We start from the raw sequence: 14,312 nt of genomic DNA, 5'->3' as shown, positions 1-14,312 counted from the left end.
ATTACCTCGAATAACTTTTTCTTATTTATGTCAGCTTATAGACGGTTTTGATCTTTTTATCTGGGATATTTCCAGATTTCAGGCTGATCTTGGCTGTTTTTACACATCCATTCCATTCGAAATAAATTACCACTGTGGATAGGTGAATAATTTGATGCAGTCAGTAGATGGAGAATTCAAACAGCTTCCAAATAAGGAAGCTGTTTGAATTAGTAAACAGGCTGTTTACTCGGTTAGTTCAAGAAAATAGCCAGTTGTGATAGTGCTCCAGCGCGAAGCACACCATCGGCCGTATCTTGCGGTGCGAGAAAGGTTGTGTGTGTACCACTGTCCATTTTTACGAAGACTTTAGACGTATTAGTGATTACATCAGAGGGTACTGCGTTGGCTAATCCCAATAGCGTTGCTAGGGGTTCGGTGCCTGCACGTGTATTTGTGACATTGTTAGGTACACTCTCGTCTCCCGCCACTTGCAATAAATAAGTAGGGATTGTCGCGGTTCCACCACTGATTAGGTAACTTGCGTTTGTGTATGGATCCATAGTATCGAGCAAGGTTTGAGTCGCGTAGGTAAATTGATCCAACTGACTTTGCAGTGCCGCTTTGTCTGAGGCAGAGGCTGTGTTTTCAAACGTGGTGTAGCAAACTTTCTCTGTTAACCCTGGACAGTATTGGTCGGCGAATGCTTTGTATTTGGGGCTCGCACTTAAGGCGAGATTATGTTTAATGAGTGGGCCATAGTTTGCTGAACCCATTAACAAGTTACCGATTTGACCACCTGAGTTTGCAATGGCCATTCCAGAGAATTTATACAGCGCATCACCACTAGCATCACCGATAGTGCGGTTCGCGTTCGCGACAGCGCTTAAGCCGACGATTCCTCCCAATGAGTGGCCAAGGAATTTTGGTGGTGTCGTCGCGGTATTGTCTGCGTTTGCTAATTGGGAACCAACAAACAACCCTGCACTTTGTGAGTAAGTAATGGCCGCACGCAGCCCCATGATATCTAAGATACTCTGACGCGTGTTGTCACGAGCGACGGCCAAGTTGTTCAAATTGAGGTACGCTAGAATATCGGCATTAGCTGAGCGCTGTGCATCTAAACTGCGAGCACCATGCAGTGGTTGATCAATGGCAATCACGGCGATACCAGCATTGGCTAAATGTGCTGCTGTGAAGTACGCATCTTCTTTAACAGAAGTTATACCGTGTTGGTAAATCACGATCGGCCAGTCTGTTCCCGCGTTAGGAGTAAACAGTAAGAAATCAACGTCTTCTAAGGATTTCACCTTAGGTACAGGGCTATAGCGTGTAATGATGCGCTGAGGATCGAGTGCGCTGCCATCAGACTTTGTGAGGGTCAATCCCACTAGCTTAAGCTGTTCACTTGGGCTGGTTGCTAGTTGAGTCACGTCGATATTGTTAGCAATGAGCTGATTGGCGATGGTGGCTTTTTCATTGTCATCTGCCAAAGCATTTTTAATCAAGGCTAAACTTGGCATTGCTGATTCAAACGGCTGTGAGTTCCAGTTGCTTCCTTTCTCTAAATAATAAGGGAGCTTAACCGTTCCAGTCGTGACATTAATGTGATAACTGCTGGTTGTGTATTCATTTTCAATAAACGCTTTAGCGGTTGTTTTTTCTGCGCCAATGTAAGTTTGAAAATTTGCATCGTTATTAAGTGCGGTTACAAAATCGGTTGTAGCACCAAAGCTCATGGTATAAGCGGCGCTCAAATTAAGGTTATTTGGGTTTGCACCTTGCTTCCAAATATTACCAATATCTGTCGTTGCAAGGCCTGCTGCGGTAGCGCCTTTCACACTGTAAAGTGTCTGACCAACAGATTGAGTACTAAACCACGTTGAATAAATAATCTTGGTTTGATCCACCCCTGCCAAAGCGAAAATGCTTTCTACGCCTTGGGTCACTTTTTGTAGTGCCCCTAGCTTATCATCGGTATAGATTTTCACTTTGGACTTCAATGCGGCGTAGCTGCTGGATGTGCCTGCAATATTGCCATTTACATCGGTAATCTCATCTGTCACGGCTAAAATATATTCACTGGCAGGGTTGAGCGCTTTGTTTGGCACGATCGCAATTTTATCGCTGCTGGCACTGGCGATGGCAGCAAAGTCGGTGTTCAATGTCAGCACGTTTTTAACCGTTGGGCTGCCAATCATACTGTCGGTCAGTTCAATTAAATAAATACCGTTAGAGATAAGACCGTCAGCCAATCCTACGCCTTCAAAGTCTAAAAACAGTGGCATTGATGTTGACCAACCATCCATGGTACCCATAGCGGCGACTGGATTGGTTAAGGCGTCATCACCCTTGGTTGGAATTTCTAACGTGCCGTCTTTGGCATTCATGAGTGCAAAAGAGGGTAGTGGTACGTTTGCGTTTGCGCCGCTGAGCGTGAATTTTATGCTGGTGTCGCGTTTTAACGCGTCTTGAATGTAGGCTTCGTAAGTGGGTGTTGTGCTTGCTCCCGAACTGTTCGTTTCATCACCACAACCGATTAACCATAACGCAGAGCAGAGCAGCGATATTTTGAATGTTGTTTTAAGCATGACTTATCCCTGAGTTTAGTTGAATGTGTAGTTAAGTTGAATAGCGCTAAGGTAAGCAGTCCCTTGTGATTCAAACGTCAATGTTTCATTGAGTTTGTTGGTTTCGGTAAACGTGCCGCTTTTACTTTTCACCAGTGCAAAACCCGCATCAATGGATAGCGAGTCGCTGATCACGTAGCTCACGCCCGCTGAATACCAATAACGGTCGCTATCTGGAATACTCAATGTGGCTTCGCCAGCTTGTTCATCAAAAGCAAAACCGACGCGTAGTGTCCAAGTCGAGTTTAATTGATAAGTTGAACCCAATGACCAACGGCCACTGTCTTCATACTTTTCAGACTTATAAAAACACTCTCCGTTGGTACATTGTGATGACGTTGCCTTTAACTCTTTGAATGAACTCCAGTCGGTACGTTGGTACCCGTAATGCAACGCCATGCTATCCGTGAGTTGGTGAAATGCGGAAACTTCCCACATCGCAGGTAGCGTGATTTTTAAACGTCCTTCAACAACAGCGTTTGTTGCAACACCTGAGCTATAGCTTGAAAACTCACCATCATCAAAATCCAGATCAACAGCAGAGCGGTAAGCAAAACCGACACGGTGGTTTTGGTTGAACTCATATAAGCTACCTATGTTCCAGCCCAAAGCTATGGTTTCGCCAGTCATTCCGACTAGGTTGTCAGAGGCAGAGCCGCCAGTAAATACGGCTAAAGCACCTTTATGTCGTGTCAGTTTTGCTTCGGCATAGACGAGGTTAATACCCGCAGCGAGACTAAGCTGTTCGTTAACACGGTAGGCAATATTCGGGTTTAAATTGACAGAAAGAAGAGAAGTATCGCCTGCAAGATCACCTGCATAAATATCATTAGGGTAGTCTGTAGCTACGCCGTAAGTAGTGAATATTCCCATCCCCCAAGCCCATTTTTCATTGATTGGACTGACGTAGTAAGCCGCGGGAACGACTTGCAGTGGCGCAACATCGTTCATTTTCTGTTGGTTTTTCACATCATATACATCAACCTCTGGGTCAACGATGGACAGTGCACCAGAAAACTGCGTCGTATCAAACCGTGTCATGGCTGCGGGGTTGTGTGCAATCACACTCGCGTTATCGGCCACCGCTCCTTCACCAGAGAAAGCACGTCCTAGCCCTGAGGCTGAATGCTCTGCCACTTGGAAGCCTGCAGAGTGAACATTAAACGCTGTCAATATTGATAGCGCGAGTAGCGTGCGGGGTTTGATGATCATTCTCGACCTCCTAAGGCCTTGTTATGGTAATGGCATTGCAATGCGAGATGTTAATTTTGTGTTGTTGATATGTCAAAGAAAATGATGTCTTTATTTCAATTAGCGGCGAATGATAGTGTGTAAGTATTTGTAAATCAAATGAAAAGTTGACAGTTTTGGTATGACCAGTAGGGTTGTGCTTATTTGGCGGGGTAATTGGTTTAGCTTGTGCTAAAGTTAATTTTTATGCTTCAACACGTTCATAATATTGATGTTTTGGTGGGTGAGTTTAAATTATTTGACCAAAAAAATGGTGAAGAAACAGAGGCAGTCACTATGGTGTTTGCAACTACCTCTGTAGTGGGTTTAACGGCCAACAAAAGCAATAACGACACGGTCATTATTTAACGTTCTAGAGAACAGATAGGCATTTTGCTGTTCAATCTCATGATGAATGCCTGCGCCAATGGCAGGGTGTGATTGACGAAATTGGCCTAGCGTTTGCCAATGCTTCAGCAGCGCTTGTCGCTCTTCATCCAGTGACCACACCATGTCAGAACGCGTGCCTTGGTGAAAATCATCGGCGTAAGGGCCAACTTGACGTGCGACTTCATCACCGTAGTAAATTTGCACCGCACCCGGTGCGAGAAGCAATGCATTGGCGGCATTACGCTGCATTTCAAAGGAGTTAAAACGGCTAAAAAACAGCTCGGTATCGTGAGAAGAGAAGTAGCTCACGGGGGTAAAATCTGGGTATTTCGCTAGCGTTTGCGCGTAGTCGCGGTACACCATCGCCATTTGGCTTAAGCAGGCTGCGCCTTTATCGACTCTTTTTTGCATATCAAAGTTGATCAGTGCATCAAAGCCATCATCAAAATAGGGGCTGCGGTAAGCTGAATGGCCCCATACTTCGCCCATCATCCAAAAGGGTTGCCCTTGCTGCCCGTTTTGCTCGCGCCAAGCTTCTAAACTGCGTGATGCCTCGCTTTTTAAGCGTCGCCATACCTCGCCTTCCACATGTTTTGCGGTGTCGACGCGGTAACCATCAATACCAAAGCGTTTAACCCAATCGGTTTGCCACTCAATTAAGTAATCGGCAACGCTATACTGTTCGCGCGCTACCACGCGAGTGCCGGGGTTATTAAGTAGCCACTGCGGCGGGATCACCGCTTGTGTTGATTCAGTGCGAAAGTCCGGTAAGCCGGCCAGCGTCATCGTGATATCGCTAGAGCCGGGTTTTTGGTAGCCGGGCAACCCAGCGCGAACCCAATCCTTGCCCCACCACTGCGACCAGTTGGCGCTTTGATAATCAATGGATTGATTGTAGCTGTGCCAGTTTTCTTCAGCTTTCGGCATCCAATCAACCCATTTTTGCGGTAAATTTTGGGGATTAACCACCTCAATCTGATCCAATTGCAGGTCAGCCAAGGTGGCGTAGCCAGAATGGTTGAGCACCGCATCGAGCAAGATTTTTATGCCTCGTTTATGCGCTTCAGTGACCAGCGTTTTGAGATCCTCCTCATCACCAAAATTTTGATCGATCTTGGTAAAATCACGCGTCCAGTAACCGTGATAGGCATAAAAAGGGAACGAGCCACTGTCACCACCGCCGACAAAACCGTGCACCTGTTCCACAATCGGCGAAAGCCAAATCGCGTCGGTGCCTAAGCTTTTGATGTAATCGAGTTTTGCAATCACACCTTTTAGGTCGCCACCGTGGAAAGTACCCACTTCTTCTTTGCCATCTTTTTTACGGCCATAGCTATTGTCGTTACTTGGGTCACCATTGTTGAATCTGTCCACCATCACAAAGTAAATCGTGGCATTGCGGTAGGTAAAGGGTTCGCTGGCGGAATCCGTTGCGGGGGCAAGCAGCACCAATCCACCACTGGTTGGTGACGGCATTAAGGTGACTTGGCTATTTTTCACGCTGAGGATTTGGCCGGTAAATGTCTCTTTTAGTCGTGTGCCATCGGGGAACGTATTACCCAGTTGTAAGGTCACTTCACCGCCTTGGTACTGCTCGCACGAAACACTCGGTATCGGCCGTTTAAATTTGCTAGTAGTGGATTTTTTGGCTTGGCGGACAAAGGTTAAGGTCTGCTGCTCGTCATCATAAGCGAAGGAGTAATCGCCAGTGAAACGTATCGTCAGCGGCAGTTCGGTTTCTTGTCCACAATTGAGAGCGATGGGCGCGTTGAATTTGATGTTCTGCTGAGCTGGCGCGCTGCACTGGCCTTCAATCCCTGACACTTTTATTGTGTAGCTTTCTTTGGTCAAGGGAATGACTAAAGGTGCGGTGGCATCCAGCGGAAAGTCGCGGCTAGTCGTGGTGGTCGAAATGGTCAGATTGGGCGCGGCAAACACAACAGGCGCGGCAGCGCAAAGTGCGAGTGTTAACGTGGAGAATTTCATGCTCTATCCTTGGCCTTCATGGGTTAGGGTGATTCGTTTTTGCATTATCGTCAGTCGCTGTAGGGCGAGGTGCTTCATCGCTAACAATAAAAGCAGAGAGAGAAGTTGACATCATTCTTGTGCCTAAGCCTTAAGAATTTGGCGTTGATCACAAAGCATGTCTTGGGGGCGTAGAAGCGATGAATTTTCCAGCGATATAAATTGTCAACGTGTAGTGAATCTCACAACTTCGGCGCGTAATCTTAACTTATTCGGTAGATTCATTGAGCCGTCATCGAAACCTGCTTAGGATGACGGCAATTAAGTCAAAGGAGACAACCAATGGTTGCTAAAGTAACAATCGCGCCGCAAGGGCCAGATTTTTCAGAGCTAGTACAAGGTTACTGGCGTTTGGCAGATTGGGGCATGACGCCACAACAGCGTTTAACGTTTTTAAAACAGCACATTGAATTGGGCATTAGCACGGTTGACCATGCGGATATTTACGGTAACTACCAGTGCGAGAAACTGTTTGGTGAAGCCTTAGCGCTGGAGCCCGCGCTGCGCGAGCAGATCCAAATCGTCACTAAGTGCGACATCAATTTGTGTGGCGCAAAAACGCCGCAGCGTAAGATAAACCACTACGATACCAGTTCTGCACATATCTATCAGTCGGTCAATAATTCGCTGGAACGACTTGGTGTGAGCGAAATCGATCTGCTGTTGATCCACCGCCCAGATGCCTTGATGGATGCCGATGAAGTCGCCGAAGCGTTTTCTGAACTGCGCAAAGTGGGCAAAGTGAAGCACTTTGGTGTATCTAACTTCAGCCCGCGCCAGTTTGAACTGCTGCAATCTCGCCTAGGTAAACCGTTAGTGACCAACCAAGTGGAGATGAACCCGCTCAATTTCGATGTGGTGCACGATGGCACTTTGGATCATTTGCAAACGCAGCGCATTCGCCCAATGGCTTGGTCTTGTTTAGCTGGTGGCGAGATTTTTAACGGCCAGACTGAACAAGCCCAACGCGTGCGCAGTGAGCTAGAAGCGATCGCCCAAGAAATCGGCGCAGACAGTATTGATCAGGTTATTTACGCTTGGGTGTTGCGTCTGCCTTCTAAGCCGCTGCCGATTATTGGCTCTGGTAAAATTGACCGCGTCAAAGCGGCAATTGCTGCGCTTGATTTAGAACTGACCCGCGAGCAGTGGTATCGGGTTTGGGTCGCCGCCAAAGGGCATGGCGTGCCATAGAGCGGATGTTTTTTGGAACAGGTGCTTTTGAAAACAGATGTTTTTGCCCCGCGATACGCTTTTCGTATTGCTATTATTTCAGTATTACGATTAGGTTTTAATCTCACTCTCCCAACCAGCCCTCAGTGGCTGGTTTTTTTGTCTACTTCCCATTCACGTCATCCAGCCTGCCATTAACGCTGCATAATCCCCCTTTATCGCAAAGTGGCGCATCTGGCCTATTTGCTGCGTAATCTGTCGTCATCAAGCAAATTTCATCACCAACGAATGAAAGGGACCATCATGATGACGACATTTTCTTATTCACGCTCACTTCGCAACCTGCTACTCAGTGTCGGGTTGCTGCTGGGTATCACGGCTGTTCAAGCTAATCCAAGCGACGCTTTAATTATGCAGTACAACCAAGCGGCCGAAGGCGACAGTGACAAAGTGGAGCTTGTGCTTCACCAACTAGAGCAGTTGATTAAACAGCAAGGGGCCAAACCGCTCAGCTTAGCTTATCTGGGCAGTGCACAAACCCTGCAAGGGCGTGATGCATTCATGCCTTGGAATAAGATGAGATACGTCGAAGAAGGCTTGGCCACCATAGACAAAGGCCTGACTTTACTCAGCAATCACCCGCAGCCGCTTGCTGAACAAGAGCGCGTCATGGGGCTGCCGGATAGCTATTTAACGCGCGCGGTTTCGGCCGCGACTTACACCTCACTGCCCGATATGTTCAACCATTTTGAGCGTGGTTATGATTTGTATCTCGACCTTCTTGTTGAACCCGAATTAACTGCGCAACCTTTTGCCGCCACTGCTTGGGTTTATCGATACGCCATTCAAGCCGCCCTTCGTGCCAACGACATTCCTCAAGCAGAGCAATGGCTTGCCCAGATGCAAAACCATCAGAAGCAAGGTAAGCAAGTTGACAACCAGCCAGCAGAGCATCCGCAAATCATCCAAGCCAAGGCTTTGATTACAAATGCGTTGATTGAAAACGGATTGATTGAAAAAACGCATGAATTGAAAAGCGAATGAGGGAGGGCAACAAAATGCTACGATTTGAACAGATCAGTAAAACCTATCAATTAGGCATGCAGCCGCTGCTGGCGTTGAGCGCGGTGAATGGCGAAGTCAAACAAGGTGAAATGCTAGCGCTGTGCGGCCCGTCAGGTTCGGGAAAAAGCACTTTGCTCAATATCTTAGGGCTGCTTGATCAAGATTACCAAGGTGACATTGAACTGGCGGGTTACCCTTACCCAACCGATCCAAGAGAGGCGGCGGCGCTGCGCCGCAAAAAATTAGGCTTCGTTTTCCAAAAATTCAACTTAGTTCCGGTGATGACAGCGGCGGAAAATATTGCTTACCCATTGATGCTAAACGGCTACAGCCTGCGCGATCAGCGTACTTTAACGCGCACTATGCTGGCCAAAGTGGGGTTAGAAACGCTGGCTCACCACCGGCCGGATCACCTTTCAGGCGGTCAGCAACAGCGCGTAGCCATTGCGCGCGCGCTGATCCATAACCCAGAAATGGTGATTGCCGACGAACCGACCGCCAGTTTAGATAGCCATACCGCCAATGTGGTGATCGACATCATGAAAAGCCTTGGCCACGAAATGGGCACCACTTTTATTGTGGCTACGCACGACGCGCGCATGGCCAACCGCTGCGACCGAACCTTGCAGCTTGTGGATGGCAAAGTGATTCAGGAGGTGATGAAATGGGCAAGCTGATTTCTATGGAATGGCGTATGGCGGCGCTGAATTTACTGCGCAATCGCCGCCGCAGCCTGCTTTCGGTATTGATCATTGCCATTGCGGTTTTCGCATTGACTAGCGCCGGAGGATTTGGCCTTTACACTTACCAAGCACTGCGCGAATCCACTGCGCGCGACACTGGGCATTTAACGCTCAGCCAACCGGGCTTTTTTGAGCAAGATGAAGAGTCGCCACTGGCTAATGGGATTGCCGACAGTGCGTTGATTGTTGAGCGATTAATCGACGATAAGCGGATACGAGGCATTCAGCCACGCATTGAGTTTAGCGGGTTGGTCTCTAACGGTAGCAAATCGACCATTTTTGTCGGTTCCGGCGTTAACCATAAAGAGTTTGATATGAAAGGGCCATTTTTGGACGTTCGCCAAGGCAAAACCTTGTCCAATATTGACTCCCCTCGATTTGATGCGAGTGAACCGGAAGTGATGCTGGCGGTGGATCTCGCCAAAAACTTAAACGTGTCGATTGGCGACTGGGTTACTTTACTGACCAGTACCGCTGATGGCGCGCTCAACGCGGTTGATTTCAAAGTGCACGGCATCTATTCCACGAGTGTGCCTGAATTGGATAAACGCCAATTGTATCTGCACATTCAATCGGCCTCTGAGCTGTTAGCTTCGAATAAAGTGAGCACCTTATCGCTGTTTTTGTTTAGCACTGAACAGACAGAAACCATGCGGCATTGGGTTGAAAACAAACTGTCATTAATGAGCCTTCGCCAAGCGATTCAAGTGACGCCTTGGCAGCAGCGCGCGTTTTTTTATCAAAAAGTAAAAGATCTTTACGATCGCATCTTCGGCATCATGGGCTTGGTGATGGGGTTGGTGGTCTTCGTCGCGCTATTTAACACCTTAACCATGTCGGTCACGGAGAGAACACGTGAAATCGGAACGCTGTCGGCGCTTGGCACTTACCCAAATGAAATCGTCGCCAGCTTCATACGCGAAGCCGTACTGCTAGCCATTTTAGGCACGCTGGTGGGTGCGGCGTTCAATGCCCTAACAAGCGTGTTATTGATGGTAGTCGATGTGCAAATGCCACCACCACCAGGACGCACGGAAGGGTATCCTTTACATATTTATTTTTCATGGGAATTGGTTCTGCTGAGTGCGTTTGGCGTACTGAGCATTTGTATTGCAGCGGCTTGGTTGTCGGCACGCAAAGGAGTCAACAAGCCAATCACGGAGGCACTGGCTTATGTATAAATGGATGATGTTATTACTGATCACGCTTAGCGGTGGCTACTCGGCCGCTGGCTGGGCGGCGCTGGATGCAGGGCAAATGACCAAAAACGCCGACCAATATCGCCTTGGTTACAGCGCGGCTAAAGTCGTCTCTTTGGTGTCGCTTTATGAACGTGGTGAGCTCGATAAAACGCGTCAATATCACGTGTATACCAAAGCCAATCGCGACTCGTTAGTGGTGTTCAAATCTTCCGTTGAAGCGGGGCAAAAAATGCTGATGCTCGATGAAAACTACTGGTTGTTGATGCCAAAAAGCCGCCGCCCTATTCGTATTACGCCAATGCAAAAACTGCTTGGTGAGGCTTCGGTGGGCGATATTTCAACACTGACGTGGAGCGAGGATTACCAAAGTCAATTGATGGGTGAAGAGCAGATAGAAACACCCAATGGTCAACCTTACCTGACGCATAAGCTGTCATTACTGGCTGTCACAGAAGGGGCGAACTACCAGCAAATTATCTTATGGTTGGATAAAGAGAACGATTTCCCAATCAAAGCTTCTTTGTATTTACGTTCTGGGAAACTTGCCAAGCAGGCTTGGTTTCGCGCTGGTGAAAAAGAGGGACGAATGCGCGTAACCAGTATGACGCTGCTTGATCAAATTCAACCGACCAAAAAAACGGTGGTTGAGTATCAACACATCGAGCCCATGGAGCTAGATGAAAAATATTACAACCCCGCCTATCTGACTCGTAACAGTTTATCGGAGTTATGAGATGAAGCGTGTTGCGTTCGCTTTTTTAACTAGCGTATTGAGCTTAGCTGCGCGGGCAGAAGCCCCCAGTTTTGATTGGGATTGGGTAATGAGCGCATCCACCACGGCGCATCGCGACAGCCTTTTTTTTCCTAGTAATCAAGCGCGCGATACGCAGCAGATTGAGGCGTTATTGGATGTAGAAATGAGGTGGCATGGCTGGCTGGGTCTAGTGGCTATCAAACAAAACGCCCTGTGGAGTAGCGATGCACAGCAGCACGCCGACAGCGAGTTCATTCTACAAGAACTGTTTTGGCAAGGCAGCCTAGTGCTGGCTGATGTGCCGTTTGAGCTGACACTAGGAAAAGTGCGCTTGGATTGGGGAGTGGGCTACGGTTATCGTCCGCTTGATCTCTTTCAGCCTTATCGCCGCAATCCGGTCGGTATTCAGGTAGAAGAGGGTGCCGGAACGCTCTCTGCTTCTTATTATGATCAGCGAGGTGAATGGACGCTTTTTTATACGGATTCTTCTTGGACAGAGCAGCAAGGCAGCGAATTACAACAAATGACCGAACAACAAGGGGCGGGCGTAAGGCGTTATCAGTTGATGGGCAATGCCGAATGGCAGGCGATTGCTTATTATGATGACGTTCGACGCGGCGTGCTGGGTAGCTCGTTTGTTACTGTGCTCACTGACGCATGGGAAGTGCATGCATCAGCGCTCTATCAGCGTCATTATTTAGCGTACCAACGGCCCAGCGCATTGGCTCAAGCAGTTTACTCTCAACAACAAGAGATTGAATCGCTCATGGCTCTTGAATCACGAACGCAAGGCTATCAGGCACTGGTAGGGTTCAACTGGTCGGGAAGTGATGGGCAAAGCGTCATTGCAGAATATTGGTTCGACAGTCGCAGTTGGGGAAAAGAGCAGTGGCAACAAGCGCAGACCAACGCGGATTCGGTTCGTTATCAGCATAATCAAGCGTTAGGTTGGTCTTACGCACAAGGCTATAACCACGTGAATCTCGTGCAGCATAATGTGATGTTGCATGCTTCGTTAGATAGCCAAGCTTGGCGTCATTGGCAGTGGAGCCAGAGTATTGAATGGTTGCAAGGCTTAGTGCCGACACTTGATGTGCTGATTGCACCGCAAGATGGCGGCGTGATCGCTACCCAATGGCTCAATTACTCAGTGTACGATTCGGGTACAGCCTCTATCGAAATCGAACTAGCCGCACGTTTTATGACTGGGCCTGCTGACTCTACATATGCAAACTTACCAGATAAGCATATGATTCTATTAAATATGAAAGGGAAATTCTAATGTGCGAGAAAGTTGAGATTCGAAATCTTGCCAAAAGCTTGTTATTTACTTCGCTGTTTTGTGTGGTGATCGCCTTTACCACTCAGGCCATTTGGCCCAGTGATATCACGTTGCACTTAGCAATAAGCTTTGGCTACGGTTACAGCGCTGTGGCTATTGCTCACTTATTGAGTCGCTTCGCACCGCAGTTGTCCGCACGCTTAGTGAACGTTTTTTCGCTCACGGGGTCGATGATTTTCGGTACGTTACACGCTTATTTATGGCTTAGTAAATACGCGCACTTTAGTCATTTTTCAGCAATGAAACCGGTGGTTTTTCTCGGTTTCGTTTTTACTGGCGTTTGCTTTTTCTACTTCTACGCGCATGAACAAAAGCTGATTGCTGAAAAAGCGCTGGAAGCCTCCAAACGGCGTCAATCTGAACAAGAGAAAGCCTTGATTTTGAGCCAGTTGCAGCAGTTACAAAGTCAAATTGAACCCCATTTCTTATTTAATACGCTTGCCAATATCAGCGTGTTGATTGGCTCTGAGCCTTATAAAGCGCAAATGATGCTCGAAAAGCTAACCGACTTATTGCGTGGGTCGCTGCGTAGTAACCGCAATCGCACCACAACGCTACGTGAAGAGTTACATTTAGTCGATGCGTATTTGGGTATTCAAAAAATTCGTTTAGGTGATCGGCTGGATTATGAGATTGCAATGCCTGGCGCAGCGGATGACATTCCTTTGCCGCCGATGCTGTTACAACCTTTGGTTGAGAATGCTGTTAGCCATGGTATTGAGCCGAAAGCCGCGGGGGGGAAAGTGACCATCAAAAGTGAAATTTATGACGAGTGGTTTGAAGTCAGTGTCTGTGACAGTGGCATTGGATTACAGCCGAGTGCTCTTTCAGCAGGGCATGGCATTGCGTTGGATAATATTCGCCAACGCTTAAGCGGCCTATTCGCTGATGATGCGTGTCTCACTATCGCCCAAAATCATGATGCTGGCGTGACGGCAACGATTAGAATAAAGCGGCTATTATTGGACCAACTACAAGGAAGTGCCACATGAGTACTGTCTCTGCGACCGCTATTATTGCTGATGATGAACCGCTATTGCGGCATCATTTAAACCGTGCATTAGGAGAAGTGTGGCCAGAGCTCGATATTGTCGCGCAAGCCGAAAATGGACGCGTGGCATTGTCCATGATTGAGCAGCATCAGCCTGAGGTGGCCTTTATTGATATTCGAATGCCAGAAATGGATGGTATGTCGCTCGCAAGGCAATTGGCTGGTTTGGCAAAGCCACCACTGATTGTATTTATCACCGCCTATGACGAGTATGCCATTCAAGCTTTTGAAGCCAATGCGGCGGATTATTTATTGAAACCGCTTTCTGAAGGGCGTTTAGTGCAGTGCTGTACTAAGTTGCAGCTAAGATTAGCCGAGCATTCTTCTGAGCGACAATTACCTGATTTGCAAACCCTTTTACAGCAGATACAGCATATAAGCCAACAGGCATCGCCGTCGTTTTTAAGCTGGTTAAAAGTTCAAAAAGGTGAAGATATTCACCTGATTTCGGTGGCGGATATGTTGTACGCCAAAGCTGAAGACAAATATTTATCCATATACGTAAAGAGTGATTCTGGAGTGCAGGAGTTCTTACTGCGCAGTTCATTGAAAGAGTTGCTGCAGCAGCTTGACCCGAATCAGTTTTGGCAAATCCACCGTTCAACGGCAGTGAATGTTGCCAAGATAGATAAAGTGAAAAAAGAGTTCACGGGTAAAATGTACGTCTTGATTGGTCATGATAAGTTACCCGTCAGCCGTGCGCTGCAAGCTCAATTTAAGTCGTAACTTAA

At 47.7% G+C, this 14,312-nt stretch carries 11 protein-coding genes; 8 read left to right on the top strand and 3 right to left on the bottom strand.

Annotated features, from left to right (window positions below):
* Positions 1–233: 233 nt before the first annotated feature.
* The 3 genes from AACQ79_RS08675 to AACQ79_RS08665 form a co-directional block, all read right to left on the bottom strand.
* Positions 234–2,570, bottom strand: coding sequence for a VolA/Pla-1 family phospholipase (locus AACQ79_RS08675; RefSeq protein WP_170898948.1), 2,337 nt, complete (start codon positions 2,568–2,570; stop codon positions 234–236).
* 15 nt (positions 2,571–2,585) lie between these two features.
* Positions 2,586–3,821 (bottom strand): outer membrane protein transport protein, encoded by a 1,236-nt coding sequence (locus AACQ79_RS08670; RefSeq protein WP_170898947.1) that lies wholly within the window; start codon positions 3,819–3,821, stop codon positions 2,586–2,588.
* 345 nt (positions 3,822–4,166) lie between these two features.
* Positions 4,167–6,215 carry an alpha-amylase gene (locus AACQ79_RS08665; protein ID WP_170898946.1) on the bottom strand — a complete coding sequence of 683 codons (2,049 nt, stop codon included), beginning with the start codon at positions 6,213–6,215 and terminating at the stop codon, positions 4,167–4,169.
* Between the two features lie 321 nt (positions 6,216–6,536).
* Here AACQ79_RS08665 and AACQ79_RS08660 point away from each other — a divergent pair, with 321 nt between their 5' ends.
* From AACQ79_RS08660 to AACQ79_RS08625, 8 genes are all read left to right on the top strand, one after another.
* Positions 6,537–7,445, top strand: coding sequence for an aldo/keto reductase (locus AACQ79_RS08660; protein ID WP_017048162.1), 909 nt, complete (start codon positions 6,537–6,539; stop codon positions 7,443–7,445).
* Between the two features lie 204 nt (positions 7,446–7,649).
* The gene (locus AACQ79_RS08655; RefSeq protein ID WP_096036932.1) at positions 7,650–8,468 is read left to right on the top strand and encodes a hypothetical protein; all 819 of its coding nucleotides are present in this window, start codon (positions 7,650–7,652) and stop codon (positions 8,466–8,468) included.
* A 14-nt stretch (positions 8,469–8,482) separates the two neighbouring features.
* A complete protein-coding gene (locus AACQ79_RS08650) occupies positions 8,483–9,166 on the top strand; it encodes an ABC transporter ATP-binding protein (protein ID WP_170898945.1) in 684 nt (227 codons plus the stop codon).
* Positions 9,154–10,413, top strand: a complete 1,260-nt coding sequence (locus AACQ79_RS08645) for an ABC transporter permease (protein WP_170898944.1) — start codon at positions 9,154–9,156, stop codon at positions 10,411–10,413. The genes AACQ79_RS08650 and AACQ79_RS08645 overlap by 13 nt, the downstream gene beginning before the upstream one ends.
* Positions 10,406–11,167 (top strand): outer membrane lipoprotein-sorting protein, encoded by a 762-nt coding sequence (locus AACQ79_RS08640; protein WP_017042180.1) that lies wholly within the window; start codon positions 10,406–10,408, stop codon positions 11,165–11,167. Before AACQ79_RS08645 ends, AACQ79_RS08640 begins: the two co-directional genes overlap by 8 nt.
* Before the next feature lies 1 nt (position 11,168).
* Positions 11,169–12,470 carry a hypothetical protein gene (locus AACQ79_RS08635; RefSeq protein WP_170898943.1) on the top strand — a complete coding sequence of 434 codons (1,302 nt, stop codon included), beginning with the start codon at positions 11,169–11,171 and terminating at the stop codon, positions 12,468–12,470.
* Positions 12,470–13,522 carry a sensor histidine kinase gene (locus AACQ79_RS08630; RefSeq protein WP_170898942.1) on the top strand — a complete coding sequence of 351 codons (1,053 nt, stop codon included), beginning with the start codon at positions 12,470–12,472 and terminating at the stop codon, positions 13,520–13,522. Before AACQ79_RS08635 ends, AACQ79_RS08630 begins: the two co-directional genes overlap by 1 nt.
* Positions 13,519–14,307, top strand: a complete 789-nt coding sequence (locus AACQ79_RS08625) for a LytR/AlgR family response regulator transcription factor (protein ID WP_170898941.1) — start codon at positions 13,519–13,521, stop codon at positions 14,305–14,307. The genes AACQ79_RS08630 and AACQ79_RS08625 overlap by 4 nt, the downstream gene beginning before the upstream one ends.
* Positions 14,308–14,312: the final 5 nt, after the last annotated feature.

The organism is Vibrio sp. 3-2(1) (genome assembly GCF_963887575.1).
Classification (GTDB): Bacteria; Pseudomonadota; Gammaproteobacteria; order Enterobacterales; family Vibrionaceae; genus Vibrio; species Vibrio anguillarum.
This window is presented reverse-complemented; position numbering and strand designations above follow the sequence as displayed.